Annotated in this window: 19 protein-coding genes; 13 read left to right on the forward strand and 6 right to left on the reverse strand. The window is 73.2% G+C overall.

The window, feature by feature from the left end; all coding sequences use genetic code 11:
- Nucleotides 1-245: 245 nt before the first annotated feature.
- Nucleotides 246-824 carry a TetR/AcrR family transcriptional regulator gene (locus IEZ00_RS15090; protein WP_229795675.1) on the reverse strand — a complete coding sequence of 193 codons (579 nt, stop codon included), beginning with the start codon at nucleotides 822-824 and terminating at the stop codon, nucleotides 246-248.
- Nucleotides 825-925: 101 nt separating this feature from the next.
- Here IEZ00_RS15090 and IEZ00_RS15095 point away from each other — a divergent pair, with 101 nt between their 5' ends.
- A complete protein-coding gene (locus IEZ00_RS15095; RefSeq protein WP_189223835.1) occupies nucleotides 926-2,200 on the forward strand; it encodes an MFS transporter in 1,275 nt (424 codons plus the stop codon).
- Nucleotides 2,201-2,319: 119 nt separating this feature from the next.
- Here IEZ00_RS15095 and IEZ00_RS15100 read toward each other — a convergent pair whose 3' ends face one another.
- Nucleotides 2,320-3,255, reverse strand: a complete 936-nt coding sequence (locus IEZ00_RS15100; RefSeq protein ID WP_229795676.1) for a glycosyl hydrolase family 18 protein — start codon at nucleotides 3,253-3,255, stop codon at nucleotides 2,320-2,322.
- Between the two features lie 151 nt (nucleotides 3,256-3,406).
- Here IEZ00_RS15100 and IEZ00_RS15105 point away from each other — a divergent pair, with 151 nt between their 5' ends.
- Nucleotides 3,407-4,063, forward strand: a complete 657-nt coding sequence (locus IEZ00_RS15105) for a pentapeptide repeat-containing protein (protein ID WP_229795678.1) — start codon at nucleotides 3,407-3,409, stop codon at nucleotides 4,061-4,063.
- Nucleotides 4,064-4,122: 59 nt separating this feature from the next.
- The gene (locus IEZ00_RS15110) at nucleotides 4,123-7,122 is read left to right on the forward strand and encodes an alpha-mannosidase (protein WP_189223836.1); all 3,000 of its coding nucleotides are present in this window, start codon (nucleotides 4,123-4,125) and stop codon (nucleotides 7,120-7,122) included.
- On the opposite strand, the gene metG is transcribed toward IEZ00_RS15110, so the two are convergent.
- On the reverse strand, nucleotides 7,117-8,613 hold the full coding sequence (gene metG, locus IEZ00_RS15115) for a methionine--tRNA ligase (RefSeq protein ID WP_189223837.1): 1,497 nt from the start codon (nucleotides 8,611-8,613) through the stop codon (nucleotides 7,117-7,119). The genes IEZ00_RS15110 and metG overlap by 6 nt on opposite strands.
- A 238-nt stretch (nucleotides 8,614-8,851) precedes the next feature.
- Here metG and IEZ00_RS15120 point away from each other — a divergent pair, with 238 nt between their 5' ends.
- From IEZ00_RS15120 to IEZ00_RS15165, 10 genes are all read left to right on the forward strand, one after another.
- Nucleotides 8,852-11,122 (forward strand): helix-turn-helix domain-containing protein, encoded by a 2,271-nt coding sequence (locus tag IEZ00_RS15120; protein WP_189223838.1) that lies wholly within the window; start codon nucleotides 8,852-8,854, stop codon nucleotides 11,120-11,122.
- A 122-nt stretch (nucleotides 11,123-11,244) separates the two neighbouring features.
- Nucleotides 11,245-12,357: a hypothetical protein gene (locus IEZ00_RS15125; protein ID WP_189223839.1), complete on the forward strand. Its 1,113-nt coding sequence runs from the start codon at nucleotides 11,245-11,247 to the stop codon at nucleotides 12,355-12,357.
- Nucleotides 12,354-12,716 carry a hypothetical protein gene (locus tag IEZ00_RS15130; RefSeq protein WP_189223840.1) on the forward strand — a complete coding sequence of 121 codons (363 nt, stop codon included), beginning with the start codon at nucleotides 12,354-12,356 and terminating at the stop codon, nucleotides 12,714-12,716. Before IEZ00_RS15125 ends, IEZ00_RS15130 begins: the two co-directional genes overlap by 4 nt.
- A complete protein-coding gene (locus IEZ00_RS15135; RefSeq protein WP_229795679.1) occupies nucleotides 12,710-13,501 on the forward strand; it encodes an ESX secretion-associated protein EspG in 792 nt (263 codons plus the stop codon). Before IEZ00_RS15130 ends, IEZ00_RS15135 begins: the two co-directional genes overlap by 7 nt.
- Before the next feature lie 36 nt (nucleotides 13,502-13,537).
- Nucleotides 13,538-13,882, forward strand: a complete 345-nt coding sequence (locus tag IEZ00_RS15140; protein ID WP_189223841.1) for a YbaB/EbfC family nucleoid-associated protein — start codon at nucleotides 13,538-13,540, stop codon at nucleotides 13,880-13,882.
- Entirely contained in the window at nucleotides 13,879-14,205 is a 327-nt protein-coding gene (locus tag IEZ00_RS15145) for a type VII secretion target (RefSeq protein WP_189223842.1), read from the forward strand. The genes IEZ00_RS15140 and IEZ00_RS15145 overlap by 4 nt, the downstream gene beginning before the upstream one ends.
- Nucleotides 14,202-15,005, forward strand: a complete 804-nt coding sequence (locus IEZ00_RS15150) for a WXG100 family type VII secretion target (RefSeq protein ID WP_229795681.1) — start codon at nucleotides 14,202-14,204, stop codon at nucleotides 15,003-15,005. Before IEZ00_RS15145 ends, IEZ00_RS15150 begins: the two co-directional genes overlap by 4 nt.
- On the forward strand, nucleotides 15,002-16,111 hold the full coding sequence (locus tag IEZ00_RS15155; RefSeq protein WP_189223843.1) for a serine hydrolase domain-containing protein: 1,110 nt from the start codon (nucleotides 15,002-15,004) through the stop codon (nucleotides 16,109-16,111). Before IEZ00_RS15150 ends, IEZ00_RS15155 begins: the two co-directional genes overlap by 4 nt.
- On the forward strand, nucleotides 16,108-17,166 hold the full coding sequence (locus tag IEZ00_RS15160; protein ID WP_189223844.1) for an alpha/beta hydrolase: 1,059 nt from the start codon (nucleotides 16,108-16,110) through the stop codon (nucleotides 17,164-17,166). The genes IEZ00_RS15155 and IEZ00_RS15160 overlap by 4 nt, the downstream gene beginning before the upstream one ends.
- Nucleotides 17,167-17,412: 246 nt before the next feature.
- Nucleotides 17,413-19,095, forward strand: a complete 1,683-nt coding sequence (locus IEZ00_RS15165) for an aminotransferase class V-fold PLP-dependent enzyme (protein WP_189223845.1) — start codon at nucleotides 17,413-17,415, stop codon at nucleotides 19,093-19,095.
- Nucleotides 19,096-19,157: 62 nt separating this feature from the next.
- Here IEZ00_RS15165 and IEZ00_RS15170 read toward each other — a convergent pair whose 3' ends face one another.
- The 3 genes from IEZ00_RS15170 to IEZ00_RS15180 form a co-directional block, all read right to left on the reverse strand.
- Nucleotides 19,158-20,693 carry an amino acid adenylation domain-containing protein gene (locus IEZ00_RS15170; protein ID WP_229795683.1) on the reverse strand — a complete coding sequence of 512 codons (1,536 nt, stop codon included), beginning with the start codon at nucleotides 20,691-20,693 and terminating at the stop codon, nucleotides 19,158-19,160.
- Between the two features lie 229 nt (nucleotides 20,694-20,922).
- Nucleotides 20,923-22,029 (reverse strand): MupA/Atu3671 family FMN-dependent luciferase-like monooxygenase, encoded by a 1,107-nt coding sequence (locus IEZ00_RS15175; protein WP_229795685.1) that lies wholly within the window; start codon nucleotides 22,027-22,029, stop codon nucleotides 20,923-20,925.
- Entirely contained in the window at nucleotides 22,022-23,317 is a 1,296-nt protein-coding gene (locus IEZ00_RS15180; RefSeq protein ID WP_189223847.1) for an MFS transporter, read from the reverse strand. The genes IEZ00_RS15175 and IEZ00_RS15180 overlap by 8 nt, the downstream gene beginning before the upstream one ends.
- Nucleotides 23,318-23,350 lie beyond the last annotated feature (33 nt).

Genomic DNA, 23,350 nt, shown 5'->3' on the forward strand with positions numbered 1-23,350 from the left:
CCGCGCGTTCGGATCACCGGGTGATGCCGCCGAGGCACGTCAGCCGCACGGCCTGCTCGAGCAGGTCGCGCGGACCGTCCAACGCGACGGCCTGGTCACCAACGACTGCTACCCCACGTCGGCAAGTACTACCCGTGGCACCCGATCGGGCCGATAACTGCTACCCGAAGCCGAACCGGGCAGTGGTTGATCGGGTAGTGGTTACCGGCCGTCCTGGGCGTGCCGGGTAGTACTTGCCGACGTGGTCAGGGCTGCCAGGCGCGAAGCAGGGTGGCCGCGTGGGTCGCGAGCAGGTCGCGCGGCAGCCCCTCGCCCGTGGCCAGGACCTGCGTCACGACCGGGCCGATGAGCTGCACCGCGGCCAGCGGGAGGTCCGGCATGGCGGGCGCGGAAGGGCGCACGCGCACGAGGACGTCCCGCGCGGCCAGCGCGAGCAGGTCGGCGTCGCGGACCAGGGCGCGCACGGCGGGGTCGTGCTGGGCCTCGCCCAGCAGCGCCCGGAAGGCCAGACCCGCGGGCGACTCCACCAGGAAGCGGTCCAGCACCACGAGGTAGCCGAGCAGATCCTCCCGCGCCTCGCCCACCCTGGGCGCCACCAGCTCCTCCCGCACGTCCTCCGCGCACGCCTCGAGCAGGATCTCGGCTTTGGTCGCCCACCACCGGTAGACCGTCTGCCGCCCCACGCCTGCCCGCTCGGCGATGCCCTTCATCGTCATCGCCGCGTAGCCCACGTCCACCAGCAGGTCGTCCACGGCTTCCAGCACGGCGCGCCGGGCCGCCTCGCTGCGGGGACGACCAGGGGCACCGGCTGAGCTGCGCTGCACCCCCGCAGTATACGAGTCACCGTGTCTCGTAATGTGCTAGCGTCCGCTTAACGAGGCACAGTGACTCGAAATCGCCTCCCGACCCCGCTGGAGACCCATCCGTGTGCGCCGCTTGCAACCCCACCGACGCCGCGCCCGTCCCACCCAGGCCCGCGCGGTTCGCGGCGCTGCGCAACCGGGACTGCCGCACGTACCTCGTCGGCACCGGCCTGGCGATGATGGCCGACAACATCGAGCACGTCATCACCTACTGGGTGCTGTGGGAGAAGTTCCACTCCCCCGCGCTGGCCGGGTTCCAGGTGATCAGCCACTGGGTGCCGTTCCTGCTGCTCTCGGTGTGGTTCGGCGCGCTGGCCGACCGCTACGACTGCCGCCGCCTCATCCAGGCCGCGCAGGGGCTGTTCATGTTCGTCTCCGCCGCGTGGGGCGTGCTGTTCCTGACCGGCGCGCTGGAGGTGTGGCACGCCTGCGTGCTGCTGGTCCTGCACGGCTGCGCGGGCGCGCTGTGGGGTCCGGCCGAGCAGATGATGCTGCACGACTTCGTCAGCCGCGAGGAGCTGCCCAGCGCGGTCCGGCTCAACGCCACCTTCCGCAGCCTCGGCGTCCTGTTCGGACCCGTGGTCGGCTCGGCCCTGCTGCTCGGCCTCGGGCCGGTTTCGGGGATCTTCGCCAACATCGCGTTCTACCTGCCGCTGACGCTGTTCCTGTTCCGCACCCGGTACACCGGCCACGTCCGCGACGCCGCCCCGCGATCGCGGATGGGGGTGCGCGACGCGCTGCGCGTCCTGCGCGACGTGCGGTCCAACCCGACGCTGGTCAGCATGATCGCGCTGGCCGGACTCGGCTCGTTCTTCATCGGCGCCTCGATGCAGTCCGCCATGCCGATCTTCGCCCACGACCTGGGCGCGGGCAGCGAGGGAACCGCCTACGGCGTGCTGCTGTTCGCCAACGGCGCGGGCGGCGTCATCGGCGGACTGGTGCTCGAAGCCACCGGGCGCGTCAAGCCCAACGTGGCCGCGGCCGTGGCCAGCACCGCCGTCTACGGCCTGACCAGCTTCATCTTCGCCATCACCGGCAGCTACCCGCTGGCACTGCTGATGCTCGTCGTGGGCGGGGTGGCGAACCTGGCCTCGATGTCGATCAGCCAGACCGTGGTGCAGCTGCTCGCGCCGCCGTCGGACCGGGGTCGCGTGATCGGCCTCTACAGCATGTCCTCCGGCGGTCTGCGGGCGGGCAGCGGCTTCACCGTGGGGCTGCTCGGGGCCGTCGTCGGTGTCCACTGGTCCATGGGGCTCAGCGCCGCCGCGCTGACCGTCGGCGCGCTGGTGATCGGCATCTACGCCCTGCGCGGACGGCGCGGGGCGGAACCGGCCTGACCGGTTCCGCCCCTGCAGCGCCCGCGACCGCCGACTGGTATCCCCGAACGCGCGGTTCGCACTACCCGAACGCTCGGTTCGCGGTGTCCGAACGCTCAGTTCGCGCAGACGGGGGCGAGTTAACGCTGGTAGGAGGAGACCAGGCCGGCCCATTCCCACGGGCGGGCGGTGCCGCCGGGCCGCGAGGTGAAGTACTCCCAGCCCGCGACGCCGCCGAAGGTCGGGTACTTGGCCACCAGCGACCGCACGGTGTCGCGCAGGGTCGTGGTCACCTCGACGTAGCCGCTGCCGCACAGCGACGGGTCGGTCAGCGAACCCGCCACCACCTTGGCGGCGGGGATCAGGCCGCGGTTGACGATGGCGTCGTAGCCCCTGGTGTTGGCCAGCGAGCCCCAGCCGCAGTAGAACTGGGCGTTGAACCAGTCGATCTGGCTGCCGCGCTCCCGGTACAGGGTCTCGTAGTCGAAGCCGGAGAGGTTGCCGCCGCCGCTGAGCGCGGAGGCCACCGGCGCGAGGGTGATCACGAAGTCCTGGCCGAAGTCGGCGCGCAGCGCGTCGATCACCCGCTCGATGCCCGCCAACGACATGTTCTCCTCGACGTCGAGGTCGACGCCGTCCAGGCCGTAGGTGGTGATGACGTTCTTCAGCCGGGGGTAGTAGGTGGCGAACTCGCGGTCCAGGCGCTGGAAGCTGCCCTGGGCGGCACCGCCGACCATGACCGAGACGCGCACGCCCCTGGCCCGCATGGCCGCCAAGTCCGCCCACATCTGGGCGTAGCGGGAGTGGCCGGGCGGGTGGTCGTTGAGGTGGACGGTGCCGTCGCCGTTGAGGTGCAGCGCGGCGACCAGCACGTCGGTGACGCCGGTGTTGTTGTCCAGCAGGGGTTTCGGCGAGACGTAGGTGCTGCCGCGGTACTGGGTCTGGTAGTAGACGACCGTGCGCTTGGGCTCCGTGGTGGCCGCCGAGACCTCGGCGACGGGCAGGGCCACGACACCCAGCACGGCGAGCGCGACACCCGCCACGCCGCCCGCCAGCCGGAGAAAGGTCGGTTTCACAGGGTTTCTCCCGGTTCGAGTGCTCCGCTCGGGAGGTCCGCGCGGGCGGCGGGGCGGCGAGCTCCCGAGTCCAGGTGGTGCGGAACGCACGCTACGCCACTCCGGGCACGCGGAGCTTGATCCACGGGGCGGTCGGTGGCAAGGTCTGCCCGTGCGGGCACCCAGGGAGCTGGTCGACCTGCCGTACGCCTCGCACCTGGAGGCGCACGCGGGCGGCGGGCTGGAACGCGACGAGGACTACGACGTCGTCCACTTCCGCGGACGGGAGTTCGACGAACCCGACGCGGGCAACGCGCGCTTCACCGAATCGGCGTTCACCGCCGTGAAGCTCAGCGGGGGCGTGCTGCGTCGCGCGCGGTTCAACGACGTGTGGCTGCACGCGGTGCAGTTCATCGGCACCGACCTGGTCGAGACCCGGTGGCTGGACGCCGAGGTGGTCAACAGCGCCCTCGCCGGGACCGCGGTGTTCGGCGCGGAGCTGAACAGGGTGGCCTTCTTCGGCTGCAAGCTGGTCTCGGTCAACCTGCGCGACGCCCGGCTGCGCGAGGTCGCCTTCGTCGACTCGGTGCTGCGCGACGTGGACTTCGGCGGCGCGGAGCTGACCGGCGTCACCTTCCCCGGCTCGACGCTGGAGGACACCCGGTTCGACGGGGCCCGGCTGAAGAAGGTGGACTTCCGCGACGCCGCCGCGCTCGGCATCGCCACCGGGCACGACTGCCTGGGTGGGGCCACGATCGGCCTCGCCCAGGCGCTGGACCTCGCGCCCGCCTTCGCGCGGGCGCTCGGCGTCACCGTCAAGGACCGCTGACTGGCCCGACCGGGTTCACTTCGGCCGCCACGCCCGGCGGGCGACCTACGGTGGTCGGTATGCATGACGACCGGGCTCTGGTGGAACGGCGCCTCGACCGCGTCCTGACCGAGCGCGTCCGGCCCGCCGTCCACGCGCGGGCGGTGCCGCTGCAGGTCGAGGTGTGGCACGCGGGCCTGGAACCCGTGCCGGTGGACCGCGCCCTGGCCGCGACCTACGCGCCCGCCGCCGTCGGCGACCGCTGGGGGCCCGCGTGGGGCACCAGTTGGTTCCGGCTGACCGGGCGGGTCCCCGAGGCGTGGGCGGGCAGCACCGTGGAAGCGCTGGTGGACCTCGGTTTCACTCCCCCGATGCCGGGTTTCCAGTGCGAGGGCATGGCCTACCTGGCGGACGGGACGCCGCTCAAGGGCGTCAACCCGCGCAACACCTGGGTGCCGGTCGGCTCCCCGGTCGACGGCGGCGAGCGGGTGGACCTGCTGGTCGAGGCCGCCGCCAACCCGACCATCGCGTTCGGCGGCGGCCCGACCGCCCTCGGCGACGTGACCACCTCGGGCGACGCGCCCCTGTACGTGCTGACCCGCGTGGACCTGGCGGTGCGCGAGGTCGAGGTGTGGGAGCTGGTCCACGACCTGGAAGTGCTGCAGCAGCTGATGGCCGCGCTCGACGCGCGGCAGCCGCGGCGGTGGGAGGTGCTGCGCGCGGTCGAGCGGGCGCTGGACCGGCTGGACCCGGCCGACGTGCCGGGCACGGCGAAGGCGGCGCGGGCCGAGCTGGGCGACGTGCTCGCCTCCCCCGCGCACGCCAGCGCGCACCGGGTCGTCGCGGTGGGGCACGCGCACATCGACTCGGCGTGGCTGTGGCCGCTGCGCGAGACCGTGCGCAAGGTCGCCCGGACCGCGGCCAACGTCACCGCGCTCATGGACGAGCACCCGGAGCTGGTCTTCGCGATGTCGCAGGCGCAGCAGCTGGCCTGGCTCAAGCAGCACAGTCCGCTGGTCTACGAGCGGGTCCGCCACCACGTCGAGGCGGGCCGCTTCGTGCCGGTCGGCGGGATGTGGGTGGAGTCGGACACCAACATGCCCGGCGGTGAGGCGCTGGCCAGGCAGCTGGTGCACGGCAAGCGGTTCTTCCTGGAGGAGTTCGGCGTCGAGTGCCGGGAGGTGTGGCTGCCCGACTCCTTCGGCTACTCCGGCGCGCTGCCCCAGCTGGTGCGGCTGGCGGGCGCGCGGTGGTTCCTGACCCAGAAGATCTGCTGGAACCAGACCAACAGGTTCCCGCACCACACCTTCGACTGGGAGGGCATCGACGGCACGCGCGTGTTCACCCACTTCCCGCCGGTGGACACCTACAACTCCGAGCTGAGCGGGGCCGAGCTGGCGCACGCCTCGGCCAACTTCGCCGAGAAGGGCCGGGCGCGCACGTCGCTGGTGCCCTTCGGCCACGGCGACGGCGGTGGCGGCCCGACCCGCGAGATGCTGGCCCGCGCCCGCCGCACCGCCGACCTGGAGGGCTCGCCGAAGGTCCGCATCGGCACCCCGGCCGAGTTCTTCACCGCCGCCGAGGCCGAGTACCCCGATCGCCCGGTGTGGTCCGGCGAGCTGTACCTGGAGCTGCACCGCGGCACCTACACCAGCCAGGCGCGCACCAAGCGGGGCAACCGGCGTGGCGAGCACCTGCTGCGCGAGGCGGAGCTGTGGTCGGCGACCGCCGCGGTCGCCGACCTGGCCGACTACCCGTACGAGCAGCTGGACCGGCTGTGGAAAGTCCTGCTGCTGCACCAGTTCCACGACATCCTGCCGGGCAGCTCCATCGCCTGGGTCTACCGCGAGGCCGACGCGGCCTACGCCGGGCTCGTCCGCGAGCTGACCGAGCTGATCGACGCCCGCCAGCGCGCCCTGGCGGGCGAGGGAACCGACGTGCTGTCGTTCAACGCCGCGCCGCACGCCCGTGACGGCGTGCCCGCGCTCGGCGCCGGTCCGGTGCGCGCCCCCGAGGGCCGGGCCGTCGTCTCCGCACAGCACAACGGATTCGTCCTGGACAACGGCCTGCTCAGGATCGTGGTCGACGAGCGGGGGCTGGTCACCTCGATCCTCGACCTCGACGCGGACCGGGAAGCGCTGCCGCCCGGCGCTGTGGCCAACCAGCTCCAGCTGCACCCGGACCTGCCGAACGACTGGGACGCCTGGGACGTGGACTCCTTCTACCGCAACACCCGCGTCGACCTGGTGGCGACGACGGCCGTGGAGGTCGAGCGGTGGGCGGGCGCGGAAGCGGTGGTGCGCGTCGACCGGGCCTTCGGCTCGTCGCGGGTCAGCCAGCGGCTGCGGCTGGGGGCCGGGCAGCGCAGGCTGGACGTGGACACCGAGGTGGACTGGCACGAGGCGGAGAAGCTGCTCAAGGTGGCCTTCCCATTGGACGTGCACGCCGACCGGTCCGCCGCGGAGATCCAGTTCGGGCACGTGCACCGGCCCGTGCACGCCAACACCAGCTGGGACGCGGCGAAGTTCGAGATCTGCGCCCACCGCTGGCTGCACGTCGGCGAGCCGGGCTACGGCTTCGCCGTGGTCAACGACTCCACCTACGGCCACGACGTCACCCGGCACCGGGACGCGCACGGCAGCGGCACCACCGTCCGGCTGTCGCTGCTGCGCGCGCCCCGCTTCCCCGACCCGCACGCCGATCAGGGCGTGCACCGGATGAGCTACGCCCTCGTGGTCGGCGCGGACATCGCCGACGCGGTCCGCGAGGGCTACCGCGCGAACCTGCCGCCGCGCGAGGTCACCGGCTCCGGGACGGTCGCGCCGCTGGTGTCGGTGGACGACCCGGCGGTGGTGGTCGAGGCGGTGAAGCTGGCCGACGACCGCTCCGGTGATGTCGTGGTGCGGCTGTACGAGTCGCTGGGTGGTCGCGCGACCACCCGGTTGACCACCTCCTTCCCGGTGGCCGCGGTGCGGGTGACCGATCTGCTGGAGCGCCCGCTCGACGACGCGGCAGCCGACCTCGCCGAACTGCGCCTGCGCCCGTTCCAGGTCTTGACGCTGCGGCTGGCACGGTCATAGCCGCCGGACGAGGACCCGCGGCTGGGCCAGCGAGTCGGAGAGCGTGACGCACTGCTCGGCGATCCGCGCGGCCAGCACGGGCAGGAAGGGCGTGAGCTGGACGGCCAGCGCGCGACAGGCCGTCAGCAGCGCGGCGAGGACCGCGTCGAGCCGCCTGCCCGCCGCCCGGTCGCCCGCGCGCTCGGCACGGGCCAGCTCCCAGGGCCGCTCGCGCTCGACGTGCCGGTTGGCCTCCTCGACGATCCGCCACACCGCCGAGGTCGCGCTCCGGAAGTCGAAGGCGGTCAACGCCTCGTGCACCAGCTCCGGCGCCTCCCGGCACGCGGCAGGCAGCTCCCCCGCCTGCTCGGGCGCCACGGCGGGAGGCCGGCCCTCGCGGTAGCGGTGGACCATCACGACCACCCGGTTGACCAGGTTCCCCAAGCCGTTGGCCAGTTCCTCGTTGGCGCGGGCGACCAGCCGGGCGGAGGTGAAGTCGGCGTCGCCGACGCGCGGCACCTCGCGCAGCAGCCACCACCGCACCGCGTCGGTGCCGTACCGGTGGGCCAGCTGCGCGGGGTCGTCGGCGTTGCCCGCGGACTTGCTGATCTTGTGGCCGTCGGTGGTCAGGTAGTCGTGGACGAGCACGTCGGTGGGCAGCGGCGCACCGGCGGACAGCAGCATCGCGGGCCAGTGCACCGCGTGGAACCGCGCCACGCCCTTGCCCACCACGTGCACGCGCCGGTCGCCCTCCACCCACCACCGCCGGTAGTGCGGGCCGTCGGTGCCGTAGCCCAGGCTGCTGATGTAGTTGGCCAGCGCGTCCCACCACACGTGGACGACCTGGTCGGGGTCGCCGGGCACGGGGATGCCCCAGCCTCGGGCCCGTGCCGTGGAGCGGGAGATGCTGAAGTCGTGCAGCCCGGCCCGGATGAAGGCCAGCACCTCGTTGCGCCGCGCGGTGGGCTCGACGCGCAGCTCGCCGCCGCTGATCAGCTCGTGCAGCCGCTCGGTGTACCGGGACAGTCGGAAGAACCAGTTCTCCTCGGCGACGGGGCGCGGCTCGACCCCGTGCTCGGGGCACTTGCCGCCGGGCAGCTCGGCAGGGCGGTAGAACTGCTCGCAGCCCACGCAGTACAGGCCCTCGTAGCGCTTGCGGTAGATGTCGCCGGACTGCTCGCAGTCGCGCCACAGCCGTTCGACGCCGACGCGGTGGCGGGTGTCCCGGCTGGTGCGGATGAAATCGGTGGACGACAGCGCCAGCGGCTCGCGCAGCGCGGCGAACGCCTCGGCGTTGCGGTCGACCAGCTCCGCGGTCGACAGCCCCTCGGCCTGGGCGGCGAGCACGTTCTTGAGCGAGTTGTCGTCGGTGCCGGTCAGGAACCGCACCCGGTCACCGCGCAGCCGGTGGTGCCGGGCCAGCACGTCGGCCTGCACGGCTTCCAGCGCGAACCCCAGGTGCGGGCGGGCGTTGACGTAGGGGATGGCGGTGGTCACGTAGAACCGCGGCATCGGAACCTCCTGCGGTGACGGGGCTCCGGCGGTCCCGAGGCCCCTGGGCGGGGGCCTCGGACGGTGTTACCCGTCCAGCACCGGCAGCCCCGCGTGGCGGGGCGACATGACCGGCGTCGGGAAGGACACGACCGCGACGGTAGCGGCGCAACCGCGCGGACCCCGCCCGGTTTTCGGAACCGCACCGGGGCTGACCTCTAGGATGCGGTTCCAGCGGGCGGTGCTTGAGGGGGCGGGTGTGGCGAGCCGGTTCGGCGTACTGCTGCGGCAGTGGCGGCAGCGGGCCGGTCTGAGCCAGGAGGCGCTGGCCGAGCGCGCCGAACTGGGGGTGCGCACCATCCGCGGCCTGGAGACCGGCGAGCGCGGCGACCCGCGGGTGGGCACCCTGCGATTACTCGCCGACGCGCTGGAGCTGACCGGCGCCGAGCGCGCCGAGCTCTTCGCCGCCACCGGCCGGGCCGAGCCCCCAGCCGAGGAGAGGTCCGCGGACGAGGCGGGTCCGCCTCCCCCCGATGCCGATCCGCTGCTCGACGCGCTCAAGGCGCTCGCGCACCTGATGCGCGCCCGCTGGCAGCGGGAAGAGGAGCACCGGCAGGTCCACGACCCCGTCCCGCTGCCGGTGCGCTGGCGAGCGGCGCCCGCCGCCCTGCAGGACGACTGGGCCAACATCGGCCGGGTCGAGGTCGGCGGGGCGGGGGCGGGGGCGGGCGGCACCGCGCCGGGGGTTGACCTGACCGGGCGGCTCGACCAGGTCGTGCCGGTCTACCGGCGGATTCCGTCCGGCAGGCTGGTGGTGCTCGGCCGCGCCGGGGCGGGCAAGACCATCCTGACCACACGGTTCGTGCTGGACCTGCTGGCCGCTCGCGGTCCGGCCGACCCGGTGCCGGTGATCTTCGGGCTCGGCGCGTGGAACCCCCAACGCGCCGGGCTGCGGGACTGGTTGGCCGAGCAGCTGGTGCGCGACGCCCCGGACTTGGCCGCGCCCGGCCCCGGTGGCGCGACGCTGGCCGCCGCGCTGGTGGACGACCACCGCGTGCTGCCCGTGCTGGACGGGTTCGACGAGGTGGCGGGTGGTCTGCGCCGGGCGGCGCTGGCCGCGCTGAACGCCACCACCCTGCCGGTGCTGCTGACCAGCCGGGCGGAGGAGTACCGCGCGGCGGTCGACGCCACCGATGTGCTCACCGCCGCCGCGGCGGTGGAGCTGGTCGACCTCACCGCGGACGACCTGGCGGGTTACCTGCCGCGGACCACCCGCAGGACCGGCCCCGCGGGCAACGCCTGGCAACCGGTGCTGGACGAGGTGCGCCGAGACCCGGACGGCGCCCTCGCTGCCGTGCTGACCACGCCGCTGATGGTGTCGCTGGCGCGTCGGATCTACAGCGACACGCCCGACCACGACCCGGCGGAGCTGCTCGACGCGGACCGGTTCGGCACGCCGGAGGCGGTCGAGCGGCACCTGCTGGCCGAGTTCGTGCCGGCGGTCTACCGGGAGCCCGACGGCGGACCGGTCGACCTCGACCGCGCCCGGCGGGGCCTCGGCTACCTCGCCGACCACCTGAGCAGGCTCGGCACGCACGACCTGGCCTGGTGGCAGCTGGGCACCTCGGCGCGGCGCGGGGCCAGGGCGCTGGTGGTCGGGTGCGCGGTCTTCCTCGCCGTGGCGCTGACCGACGTGCTGGTCGAGGGCCCGTTCCTGGAGGTCCCCCCGGTGCTGCTGCCGCTGCTCGCGGCGATGATCGGGGTGAACGCGGGCGTCGGGTTCGCGGTGGCGCACTGGCACGTGGTCGGCGTCCAGCCGCTGGAGCCGGTCCGGTTCCGGCTGCGGTTGCGCGGCGGCCCCGGACCGGGGTGGCCGCGAGTGCGGTCCAGGGTCCGGCTCGGCCTGCTGGGCGGTGCGCTGGTCGGCTGCAGCTATGGCGTGCTGCACAAGCTGGCGCAGTGGTCGCTGCTCGGCCTGCCCGTGACACCGGCGACCACGCTGTTCGACGCGGTCCTGTTCACCGCGGTGTTCGGGGCCGCGGCGGCGCTGGTCCTGGGGCTGGTCACGGTGATGGAGGCGCCGCTGGACGTCCGGTCGGCGGGCAGTCCGACCGGGTTGCTGCGGGCCAACCGGACGGCCGTGCTGGTCCAGGTGGTGCTGTTCGTGCCGCTGTTCGCGGTGCTCATCGCGGGCGTGACCTGGCTGGTCGCGCTGGCGGTGGCGGGGCTGCCCGGCGGCAGGCTGTTCGGGGTCGCGGTGATCTGGACCCCGCTGACCGGTCTGCTGCTGGGGCTGGTGGGCGGTCTGGGCGGTGGCATCGGCTACGTGCTCGGCCTGACCGCGTGGGGTCAGTGGGTGGTGTTCGCCCGCCTGTGGCTGCCGCTGACCGGGCGGCTGCCGTGGGCCGTGCCCGCGTTCCTCGACGACGCCTACCGGCGGGGTGTGCTGCGCCGGGCGGGCGCGGTCTACCAGTTCCGGCACGCCCGTCTCCAGGAGCACCTGGCCCGGACCCACCGCCTGCCCACCTGACCGGGAGCTCCCCCTTTCCGCAGGTCAACGCCACCGGCCAGATATGGCCGCCGGTGACGGCCTGTTCCGCCGCGCCGCGCCGACCCCACCATCGGCCGGGCCGGTGACGAGAAGGGGGCGCGGTGTCGATCGAGGAGCCGACGGGCCGGGTGAACTGGGAGGCGTACAGCCACGAGGAGCTGTACCGGATGGTGTGGCAGGACGCGGATGTCGCCGACGTCGGCGCGATCGCGGCCGAGTGGGGCTGGCACCGCGACGCGCTGGAGGCGCACGCGGAGGTGCTGCGGGAGCAGCGGGCCGCGCTGCTGGACGGCTGGCGGGGGCGGGCCGCCGAGGAGGCGGCCGACCGGCTCGACGCGCTGGCCGCCGGGGTGGAGCGGATCGGCGAGCTGGCGCGCGCGGGTCAGCGGGCCGCGCAGGAGGCCGCCGAGGCCTTGGCCACGGCCAGAGCCATGATGCCACCCCCGCCCGCGACGACCACCCCGTCCTTCACCACACCCCCCGCTCCGCCTGCCGCGCCGAACTACGCGGGGGTGTCCGCCCCGACGCTCAGCGCGTCCGGCCCCGGTGCCGCCTTCGGGGCCGCCTTCGGGGCCGCCTTCGGGGCCATCGGCACCGCTTTCGGCGCGGTCGGCGGCGCGGGCTTCAGCTTCTACTTCGGCGCGATCGCGGCGGACCAGGGGAAAGCCGAGGCGGTGCGGGCGATGCGGGCCTACGAGACCACCCTCACCGGCTGCGGCAGGCTGATCGACGCGGCGCGGACGGCAGCGCCCCCGCCCGCCCCGCTCCCCCGGACCGATCCCCCGCCCGTGGACGGGGTGCCGTGGACGCGCCTGCTCGGCAGCACCCCGGTCCGCCCAGCGGCAGCAGGCCGCGACCCGGTTGCCTGCCCGATCACGGGCGGGGTCACCGGTGCGGTCGTCTCCGGCCCCGCCGCATCCGACACCGGTCGCGCCGCGCCGCTCGGCGCGGGGTCGCACAGCGGGGTGCTCACCGGCGTGCTCACCGGCGCAGTCGGCGGCGCGGGCACGCCGACCGGGCACCCCGCCGGACCGAGCACGGCCCGCGCGGCGACCGGTCAGGTGGGGGCGCTGGCCCCGGCGGGCAGCAGGCCCGGCGACACCGAGGACGAACCGCACGAGAACCGGATGCCCACGATCGACCACGAGCTGTTCGACGTGGAGCAGGAGGCTTGCCCGGCGGTCATCGGCGAGACGACGGGAGCACGGCTGTGAGCGCGGAGCAGGGGTACCACGTCGAGCTGGATCTGGTGGACGCGCGGATCAGCGCGCTGACCCGACTGGGCGGGCTGACCGGTGACCTGGTCGCGCGCGTGCGCGAGCTGGCCGAGCGGCAGCCGATGCTGGGCACCGCGCCGCCCGCCGTGGAGCTGGCCGGGCGGCTGCGCGCCGCCGCGGGACAGAGCGGCCTGGCCGGTGTGCTGGGCGCGGCCGAGCGGGAGCTGGAGGCGTTCCTGCGGACCCTGGCCGAGGTCAGGGCGACCTACGCGGAGCGGGAGTCCGACACCGGGGCGGCGGTGCGCGCCATCGGTGAACCGGGCACGGCGCGATCCTCGACAGGAGGGGCGTGGTGATCCCCGCCGCGGCGCGCGGGACCGCCTTCACCCCCGTCGAGCTTGACCTGCTGGCCACCCACGCCGGCGTGCGCCCGCCGTTCCCGCTGCGGGTGCCCTCGTCCGGGCGCAGCGCCGACGAGCGGGACGCGCTGCTCGCCTCGGCCGCGCACGCCCTGTGCGCCCGCGGCCTGGCCACCGAGCGCGGCCCCGTTGGTGTCGCGCGGGAACTGGTCGAGGCGTTGCGCGGCTACCGGGCCGCGGTCGACGTGGTGGTGGTAGGCCCCGCCGGTGAGGACTGCGCGGTGGCCGTGGTCCACGGCGACCGAGCGGTGGTGTGCCGCCAACCACGGCCAGGTGGGCGGGCGGGAGCGGTCCACGTGACCCCCGTCGGGGCCACCGCGCTGGGCGTCGAGCTGGCCGCCGTGGTCTCCGCGGTCCCGGCGGCGGCGATCCTGCCGATCACGCTGCCGCCCGGCGTGGTCGAGGACGCGCTGCGGCTGCTCGACGACGCGCCCGACACCGAAGCCACCCAGCGGTGCGTGCGCGACCTCGTCCGCACCCGCGGCGGTGACCCGAGCTCGGTCGACCGGCTGGTCGGGCTGTTCCCGGCGGTGACCGGCCGGGGCCAGCTCGGGCTCGTCCTGCGGTCCGGTGCCCGGCCGGTCGAGCTGTCCTGGTTGGACGGCCCGCGCGGGCGAGTCCGGGTGGACCGCGCGGACTCGGGCTGGATCAGCCTCAACCCGTTGCGGCACGACGAACTTCTCCGCGTCCTCGGTGAGGCCGCGGCGGTCGCCCGCGCTTGAGGCGACCGGAGAACACCACAGGAGAAGGGAAACGACATGGAACCAGCTCAGTGGCTGGCGGACTACCGGGAACGCCTCGAACGCGCGGCACGCGGTGCGCGCGCGGCGAGCGCGGGCTTGCGCGAGGTGGGGGCGACCGCGACGTCGCCGCGCGGGGAGGTCAGCGTCACGGTGACCGCCGGGGGCGTGCTCGACCGGGTCGGCCTGACCCCGGCGGCGCGCAGGCTGGAAGTGGACGCACTGGCCCTGCTGATCGTCTCCACCGCGCGCGAGGCCCAGCGGCTGGCGGGCGCGCGGGCGGCCGAGGTGGTGGCGGAGCACCTCGGCGAAGGTGAGGCGCTGACCCGGATCACCGCGCACCTGCCGGAGGCCGCGCGATGACCGGTGCCTTCTCCGCCGACCCCGAGCGGCTGCGCGCCCACGCGAGCGGCCTGGCGGGTTACGCCGACCGACTGGCCGCCACAGGTGCCCGACTGCCCGACGGGCTCGGCGAGCAATCGCTCGGTGCCTTCACCGGCTTCCTCACCGCCGGGTTGGGCGCCGCGATGGCCGCCACGCTCGACGCATTCACCCACGCTGCGTCCACTGTGGACGCGGTGGGCACCGGCCTGCGGCGCACGGCCGAGGACTACCAGCGCACCGACGACGACCAGGCAGCCGGGTTCGCCCGCCTCGACGAGAACGCGGCAGGGGGTGCCCGGTGACCACGGCGCTGGACCGGCCCGCCGCGCGGATCGGCGACCTGCTCACCGGGCTGCGCGCCACCGGCGAGGCCATCAGCGGCAAGCAGTGGCTCTCCGACGAGCTGGCGGGCGGACCGGCCGCCCCGCTCGACGCGCTCGGCTCGACCGAGCGACCGCTGTCGGCCCTGGACGAGGCGGGCTTCGGCTTCCTCACTCCGTTGATCTCGTTCCTGGAGGAGCCGCTGGACCGGTTGCGCGGCGACCCCGACGCCGTGGCGGGCGGCGCGGCCGAGTTCGACCGGGCCGCCGGGGAGGCCACGGCCGTGGCCGAGGAGTACCGCTCCTCGGCTGGCGACCAGACCGACCAGTGGTCCGGCAGTGCCGCCTCGGACTACCTCAGGACCGGCACCGAACTGGCCGACGGCGTCCTCTCCATCGCCGAGACCTCGCTCACCGCGGCCAAGGCCCTGGTCGGCGCGGGCGAGGTGGTGGCACAGGTGGTCGCCACCACCACCGGGCTGATCGCCGAGGCGGTCGCCGAGATCGGGCCGATCATGGCCAAGGCGGTCGCCGAGGCCCCGGCGACCTTCGGGCAGAGCCTCGCGGTGGCGATCCCGCAGTGCGTGCGGATCGCCGTGGACTGCGGCGTGCGCATCGCCGCGCAGCTGGCCGCGCTGCTGACCAGCGGCGAGAACCTGATCAAACTCATCGAGGGCGCGCTCGGCGTGCTCAGCGTGGTCAAGGAGGTCCTGTCGTTCATCAGCGAGCGGAGCGAGAGCACCACGCCGGACACCGACCCCACTTCGGAGGAACCCGCATGACCAGGAGATCCCCAGCCCGGCTGATCGCGCTCGCCTGCGCGCTCGCCGCCTGCCTCACCACTCCGGCGGTCGCCACCGCCGCGCCGGACGACCACACCGCGACCCAAGCCCTGCTCGACCGGTACCGGTCGCAGGCCGGACCGGGCGCTGCCCTGCACGCCGGGGACCGCGCCGGGACGTGGACGCTGAGCAGCGGCACCGCGGTGGTGAACCAGAGCCGACCGATCACCTCCGACGACCACTTCCGCATCGGCAGCCAGACCAAGACCTTCACCGCGGCGGTGGTGTTACAGCTCGTCGACGAGGGCGCGGTCGAGCTGGACGCACCGATCAGCCGGTACCTGCCCGGCGTGGTCACCGGCAACTACGACGGCGACGCCATCACCGTCCGCCAGCTCCTCCAGCACACCAGTGGCCTGGTCCGCGACGTCCGCGACGCCGCCGCGGGCTCGGACGGGACCTACGCGCTGGCCGAGCTGGTCCGCTCGGCGATGGACGAGCGGGCGCAGTTCCCGCCGGGCACCGCCCAGGGCTACTCCAACGTGGGATACCTGGTGCTGGGGATGCTCGTCGAGCGGATCACCGGCGAACCGGTCGGCACCGCGATCACCGAGCGCGTCATCACACCGCTCGGGCTGGACGAGACCTCATTCCCGGCACCGGGCGTGCGCGCCCTGGACACCCCCTACCTGCCCGGCTACGTCGGCGGCAGGCTGGGGCCGCTGTTCTTCTGGGTCGAGGCCACCACCGCGATCGAGCTGTCGTTCTGGAGCAGCGCCGGGGCGATGGCGTCCACCCCGGAGGACCTGGCGGCGTTCTACCGGGCGCTGCTCGACGGCCGGGTCGTCTCGGCGGCCGCGCTCGCCGAGATGCGGCGGACCTTCCAGCCCGCCGACGTCTACGGCCTCGCCCTGACGCGCGTGTCCCTGTCGTGCGGCGGCTCGGCGTGGGGGCACAACGGCATACTGCCGACCGGGCACAACTCGACCACGCTGGTCACCGACGACGGCCGGTTCGCGTCGGTGGTCACCAACACCAACATCGTCAACGCCACGCCGTCCGCGGTCGACGTGCTGGACTCCGCGCTGTGCGAGGGGCAGTCGTGAAGAAGCTGACCGCACTGGCCGCCATCACCGCGCTCGGCCTGCCCGTGCCCACCGCCCGAGCGGACGGTGCGCCGCCCGCGTTCACCGACGGGCACGGGCTGACCGTGGTGGCACAGCCCAGGTGGGTGGACCACAACGAGCGCACGTTCGTGCTCACCGTGCGGACCGGGCAGGTGCCCGCGTACTCGGTGCTGCCGGGCCAGGTCTCCGGGGAGCACAGCGTCGTGGTGACGCTGCCGGAGGACTACGCCGTCTCCGGTGCCACCCGCTACCCGGTGCACTACCACCTGCACGGGCACCCCGACCGCCCGGACACCGCCGCGAACCAGCGGCTGTTCGAGGAGCCCACGGTCGGTGTCCCGCTGATCACGGTGGCGCCCAACGGTTCCGGCCGGGGCTGGTACTCGAACTGGGTCGCCCCGCCTGCCGGTCTGCGTCCGCAGAACTGGGAGAACTTCCACCTCGACCAGCTGATCCCGTTCATCGACGCGAACCTGCGCACCATCCCGACCCGCGACGGCCGGGCCGTCTCCGGGCACTCCATGGGCGGCTTCGGCGCGTTCCACTACGCCGAGCACCGACCGGAGCTGTTCGGCTACGTCGGCAGCTTCTCCGGCGGGCTGGACCTGCTCAGCCAGGAGCAGCGGGCGGCGGTCGTGGCGACCACGCAACTGCCCGGCAGCGGCACGCCGACCGTCCCGGTGGACGCCATCTTCGGTCCCCCGGTGTGGCCGCTGGACGGCGTGTGGAACGCGCAGAGCCCCGCCCAGCACGTCGGCGCGCTGCGCGGCACGGGAGTGGCGATGTACACCGGCGACGGCGGGGACCTCCTCGTGGACCCCGTGCGGGCGGTGACCGAGAACCGGGCGCGGGCGACCAACCTCGTCGCCCGTGACCACCTGCTCGCCGCGGGCATCCCGCACACCTTCGTCGACTACGGCGACGGCAGCGGCTGGGCCGAGGGGTGCACCGGCAAGCACGCGCAGCTGCCCTGCTTGCTGGCCGACATGGAGCACTTCGTGTCCCTGCTCATGGGGACACTCACCCACCCGTGAGCCCCACCGCGCCGATCACCGGGTGTCGCGTTCCGGCCCCCGGTGATCGGCATGCCGCGCTCGCCTCGCCGGAGGCGCTGGAGCACGGCCGCCACGAGTGGAGAACCGCCGGACCGCGCGGAAGGTACACCTCGGTCGCCCGGTCCTCCAGTGCGGTCGGGACCGGCGGGCAGCCGGCCGGGTTCACCGGGGCAACATTGTGACGGACGACACTTCGGGCGGGGATTCGCGATACACCATGGCGAGATGACGGTTCCGAACGAACTAGGCGGAGCCCCGGTCGACCTCTTGCTGGAACGCATCCGACGAGGAGTCGTCGGCGAGGGGTGGACCCTCGACGGCCCGTACGGCAGGCGGCGGATCACCTACGCCGACTACACCGCCTCCGGCCGCGCGCTGGACTTCATCGAGGACTTCATCCGCCACCAGGTGCTGCCCCACTACGCCAACACCCACACCGAGAGCTCCGGCACCGGCTTGCGGACCGGGCGGCTGCGCGAGCAGGCCCGGCTGCTCATCCGCGACTCGGTCGGCGGTACCGAGGACGACCTGGTGATCTTCTGCGGCTCCGGGGCCACCGCGGCGATCACCAAGCTGATCGGCGTCCTGGAGCTGCGCATCCCGCGCGGGCTCGACCACCGGATTCCCACCGACCGGCGACCCGTGGTGTTCGTCGGGCCGTACGAGCACCACTCCAACGAGCTGCCATGGCGGGAGTCCATCGCCGACGTCGTCGTCATCGGTGAGGACGGCGGGGGACGTGTGGACGCCGCGCAGCTGGCCGAGCAGCTCGCCCGGCACGCGGACCGCCCCTTGCGGATCGGGAGCTTCTCCGCGGCCTCCAACGTCACCGGGACGCTGACCGACACCGACCGGATCGCCGCCCTGCTGCACGAGCACGGCGCGCTGTCGTTCTGGGACTACGCCGCGGCCGGGCCGCACGTGCCGATCCGCGTGCGCGAGAGCGCACCGGGACGGCGGGACCACAAGGACGCGATCTTCCTGTCGCCGCACAAGTTCATCGGTGGGCCGCAGACCCCCGGCGTGCTGGTGGTCCGCCGCGGGCTGGTCGCCAACGCCGTGCCGACCGCGCCCGGCGGCGGCACCGTCGCGTTCGTCGGCCCCACCAGCCACCACTACCTGGACGACCCGGTCGCCAGGGAGGAGGGCGGCACACCGGCCATCGTCGAGTCGATCCGCGCGGCACTGGCGTTCGCCCTCAAGGACGCCGTCGGCGCCGAGCTGATCCAGGCGCGCGAGGAGCGGCTGTGGCACCACGCGCTGCGGCGGTGGCGGGCCGAACCGAACATCCAGGTCCTCGGTGACCAGCGCTCCGCCCGGCTGTCCATCGCGTCCTTCCTCATCCGGGCGGGTCGGGATCGGTACCTGCACCACAACTTCGTCGTGGCCGTGCTCAACGACCTGTTCGGCATCCAGGCGCGCGGCGGTTGCTCGTGCGCCGGTCCCTACGGGCACCGGCTGCTGGCCATCGACGCCGAGCGGTCCCGCGCCTACGAGGACCAGGTGCGGCGCGGGTGCCACGGGGTGAAACCAGGCTGGGTGCGGCTGAACTTCAACTACTTCATCTCCGACACCGTCCGCGACTACCTCGTCGAGGCCGTCGCGCTGATCGCCCGGTACGGCGGGCGCCTGCTCACCGATTACCTCTTCGAGCCCGAGACCGGCCTGTGGCGCCACCGCGCCGCGCTGGGAACACCGGTGCCACTGCCCGACCTGCGGCGGGCCGCGGTCGAAGGCGCGGTGCCCGACGAGGCGCGCCTGGGCGAGGACGCCCTCGCCCGCCACCTGGCGGACGCCCGGCGCCTGCTGGCGGCTCGCGCCGACCCGGCCGAGGAGGACCCCGCCGGGCCTGCCGCGGACTTCGAGGCGCTGCGCTGGTTCCCGCTCCCCCGCGCCTGCCTGGCCTGAGCGCTCTCCGCCCACCGCACGAGAGAGCACGAAGGTTGTCCGGGGAACAGCCCTTTGGGCCGTCATGGACCCGCCGGTCCGGGTCGGCGACCTGTCGGGGGGAACCGGTGGGCGAGACGTCCGAGGACGACGCGGTCGAGCTTTCCGTTGGCTGTCAGAGGGAAACAGTCCAACACTCGCACCACCGCGGGAACGAGGTAGGACGGAAGCGTCCGCGCCAGGTGCTCCTGCACACCCCGCGGGTCCGGCTCGTCGGTGGCGTTCCCCTCTTCGCAGAGGTAGAACAGGGCCAGTCCGGTGACCGTGCCGTCCTGGTCGTCGATCGGAACCACCACGCAGTTGTGGACGCCGGGCACGTCGAAGGCGGCGTTCTCCACCTCGCCCGGTTCCACCCGGTGGCCGCGGATCTTCAGTTGCCGATCGGCCCGGCCTCGGAAGTGGAGCGTGCCGTGCTCGTCGGTCAGTCCGAGATCACCGGTCCGGTAGGCGCGGACGAGCTGCCCGTTGACGCCGATCATCCTGAACTGCTGGCGGGTGTGCTCCGGGTCGTGCAGGTAGCCGGTGGCCAGCCCTTGGCCGGTGATCCAGATCTCGCCCACGGTGCCCGGCGGGCACCGGTTCCCATCCCGTCCCAGGAGGACCACCTCGGTCCCCGGCACTGCCGTGCCCACCGGGATGCCTCCGGGGATCAGGCAGTCCTCGGGCCTGATGCGGTGGACAGTGGTGAACATCGTGTTCTCGGCTGGTCCGTACCCGTTGAACAACGGCGTGCGCGGGTGATGCCGCAGGAAGGTCGCGACGTGTCGCGGGGAGAGCTTCTCACCACCGATGTACACGTGCCCGAGCCCGGCGAAGCACCCCGGATCCTCGTCCACCATGAGGTTGAACAGCGATGTGGTCAGGAACAGGGTCGTCACGCCGAGTTCGCCCACCGCGCGACGCAGGTCGTCGGGCAGCAGGTAATCGCTGTCAGTGACAACGCTGGTCGCGCCGCTGGTCAGCGGTCCCCATACCTCGAAAGCGTACATGTCCCAGGCGGGCGAGGCCGCTTGGGGCATCACATGACCAGGGCCGAAACCGGGCAGCCCTCCGTGCCCGAAGAGCCTGGTCACCGCCGCGTGCGGAGCGACCACCCCCTTGGGCACGCCTGTGGTCCCGGAAGTGAAGAACACGGTGGCCGGGTCGTGCGGGGCCACCGGCACCGCGACCGACTTCCGCGCTCCCGCCGCCACCTCGTGCAGGTCTTCGTCCGGCACGGCGAACACGGGGCGGTTCCAGGCCTCCGCCTCAGCGGATCCGGCCGGGACGGCGGACAAACGCGGCCGGATCCAGCGCAGGAGCTTCTCGATCCTGTCGCGCGGCCACCGCCTGTCCAGCGATGTGTAGGCGGCACCGCACTTCAGGATGCCCAATTGGAGAGCCACGGTCTGGGGTGTCCGGAACATCAGCACCGGAATCAGGTCCCCGCGGGTCACCCCCTGAGCGGCCAGGCGTGTGGCGAAGGCGTCGGCGGCCGCGTCGAGGGTTCGGAAGCTGACCGGACGGCCGCGGTACACCAATGCCGGGGCGTACGGCCGCTCGACGGCATGCCGGGCCACGGCCTCGTGGATGACGCGATCAGACATGGCCCGCGTCCCCGCCTTGCACGGGTGCGCTCCCCGGCGCATCCGTCCCACCATGCGGCCAGACCGCCGGGCCCGCGATCAACTGCCCGGTGCGGCGGGTGGCCTCGCGATCGTCCAGGAAGCCCTCGGCGGTGGCAAGCGTGGGGTCTGCGGAGCCCCTGCGGGGGTGGTTCATGGTCTCTCCAGGTGGGTCAGGGGCGCATCAGGACCGGCAGAGCTGACGGAGCTCGTCGAGGTGGTTCAACCCGTTCAGCACGTCGACGGCAGGCAGTCCGAAATCGATCAGGCAGGCCACCTCGTCGACCCCGACGCCGCGCAGCCTGTCCACCAGCTTCCGCCCCTTCTCGACATCGCCCAGCAGGCCGTTCTCGGCGTAGTACCGGTCGAAGGCGTTCTGGACCAGGAAGTCGACGTCGGTCGGACGCATCGTGGCCGGATCGAACTGCTGCGCCCCCTTGTTCCCGGAACCCGCGAACAGGTTGAGCGAGCTGCGCAGGTACGCGCAGAGCGGGCCTCGCACCTGCTCCCGGACCTCGTCGTCGCTGTCACCCAGAAAGGTGTGAACCATCAGCGCCACGTGCCCGTGACCGCCACCGGTCGCCGCGCGGAACTCGGCACGGTACTGCTGGATCTTGTGATCGAGCTCTTCGACGTCCTGCCAGAGCAGGTGGGTGAGCAGCCCCGCCCCGATGCGGCCCGCCCGCCGGAACGTCTCGACGTCACCACTGCTGGTGATCCAGACCGGCAACTCCGCCTGCACGGGAGGTGGGAAGACCCGGACGCGCTTGTGGGCTCCGGTTCCGTCGACGACGTCGAGGTCCTCCCCCCGCCACAGGCGGCGCACCGCCTGCGCGTGCTCGAAGACCAACTCGCGGCGCCGGGAGTAGTTCTCCGGGGTGAAGGAGAAATCGACCGCGCTCCAGCCGGAGGCGAACGAAACCCCCACCCGGCCATGGGAGAGGTTGTCGACGACAGCCCACTCCTCGGTCATCCGCGCGGGATGGTGCGCGGGAGCGACCACGCTGCCCGCGCGAATGGCGACTCGCTCGGTGACGGCCGCTATCGCCGCGCCGGTGACCGCGGGGTTGGGGTAGAGCCCACCGAACTGGTGGAAATGCCGTTCGGGGGTCCACACGGCGCTGAAACCGTGCGTGTCGGCGAACCGGGCCCCTGCCAACAACAACCCGTAGCGATCCCCCTCGTCCACTGTGGTGCTGTCGGCGGAGAAGTAGAACAGTCCGAAGTCCATCGTCAGGAACTCCTTTCGCACACGCCGGTCCGCATCGGCCAGTTGTCGCCGCTCACTCATCCGCCCGCACCGGCCCACCGGCGGGCAACCCGCGTTCCACCCCTTGCAGGTTTCTCACCTCCGCGGGCATGAGAGCCACGATCGTCATCACCGTTCCCGCGGCCGCCGCGGTGTAGAGCAGGGCATGGCTTCCGATCGCTCCGGCCAGGGGACCGGCCAGCGCCAAACCCAGCGGTCGCAAGGCAGTGGACCCGAACCAGTCGTACGACGACAAGCGGCCGACCAGGTTGGCGGGCACGTTGCCCTGCAGGGCCGTGTTCCACAATGTGTCCGCATAGGACAGGCCAGCGCCGAAGACGACCATGCTGGCCGCGAGCAGCGGCACCGGCGCCTCAGCCGCCAGGAGGACCAGCGGAGGCAGCGTCGGGAAGGTGAGCGCGTAGGCAGTGACCAGTATCCGCCCGGCGGTGTGCCGGTAGGCGGCCAGACCACCGACGACGTTGCCGAGACCCGAGCAAGTCAGCAGGAGGCCCCAGCTGCGCGAGCCGTCCTCGGTGCCCGCGAACAGGACGGGACCGATCACGAGCAGCGGGGCCAGGACCACCATCTGGTAGAGGGCGAAGTACGCCACACTGACGAGCACCCATCGGCGCGTGACGAACTCCCGCCAGCCCTGTCGGAAGTCCGCGCGGGCACGGGAGCCGCGACCGTCAGGGATGCGCCCGGCCGGTCGTCGGATCGTCAGCAGCAGCGCACCGCTCGCGAGGAAGGTGACGCTGTCGGCCATGAGCCCGAACGCCGGAGACGTGGCCGCGATCATCGCACCGCCCGCGGCGGGTCCGATCGCGACGCTGATTCCCCCCGAGACGCCCAGCAGGGCGTTCGCTTTGCGCAGCGAGTGATCCGGCACCACATCGCGGATCATGCCGCTGGACGCGGGTTGGAACAGCGCCGTTCCGAATCCGTGGAGAGCTTGCAGGCAGGCCGCGGCGACGACGGTCGCACTGTGCGTCAGGACGAGGACGGTCAGAGTCGCCTGGCCAGCCAGGCAGATCACGTCCGAGATCACCATCAACCTTCGCCGGCAGTACCGATCCGCCAGCACACCCGAGACGAGCGTGAAACCGACGATCGGGACGGCACGGGCCGCCATCACCACGCCCACCGCGACCGCCGACCGCGTGACCTCGAGGACGGCGAAGGTCACCGCCACCTGTGATATGCCGTCGCCGACGAAAGAGAGCGAACGAGCGCACAGCAGGCGGCGGAAGTCCCGTATGCGCAGCGGGGAACCACTGGCGCCAAGGCCGCTTCCCCCTCGGCTGGCAGTGCCGTCGGGTGATGGCAAGTGGATCCCCTTTCACAGAGTACCCGCGACCTG

Origin of the sequence: Saccharothrix coeruleofusca (genome assembly GCF_014648515.1) — a bacterium.
Classification (GTDB): Bacteria; Actinomycetota; Actinomycetes; order Mycobacteriales; family Pseudonocardiaceae; genus Actinosynnema; species Actinosynnema coeruleofuscum.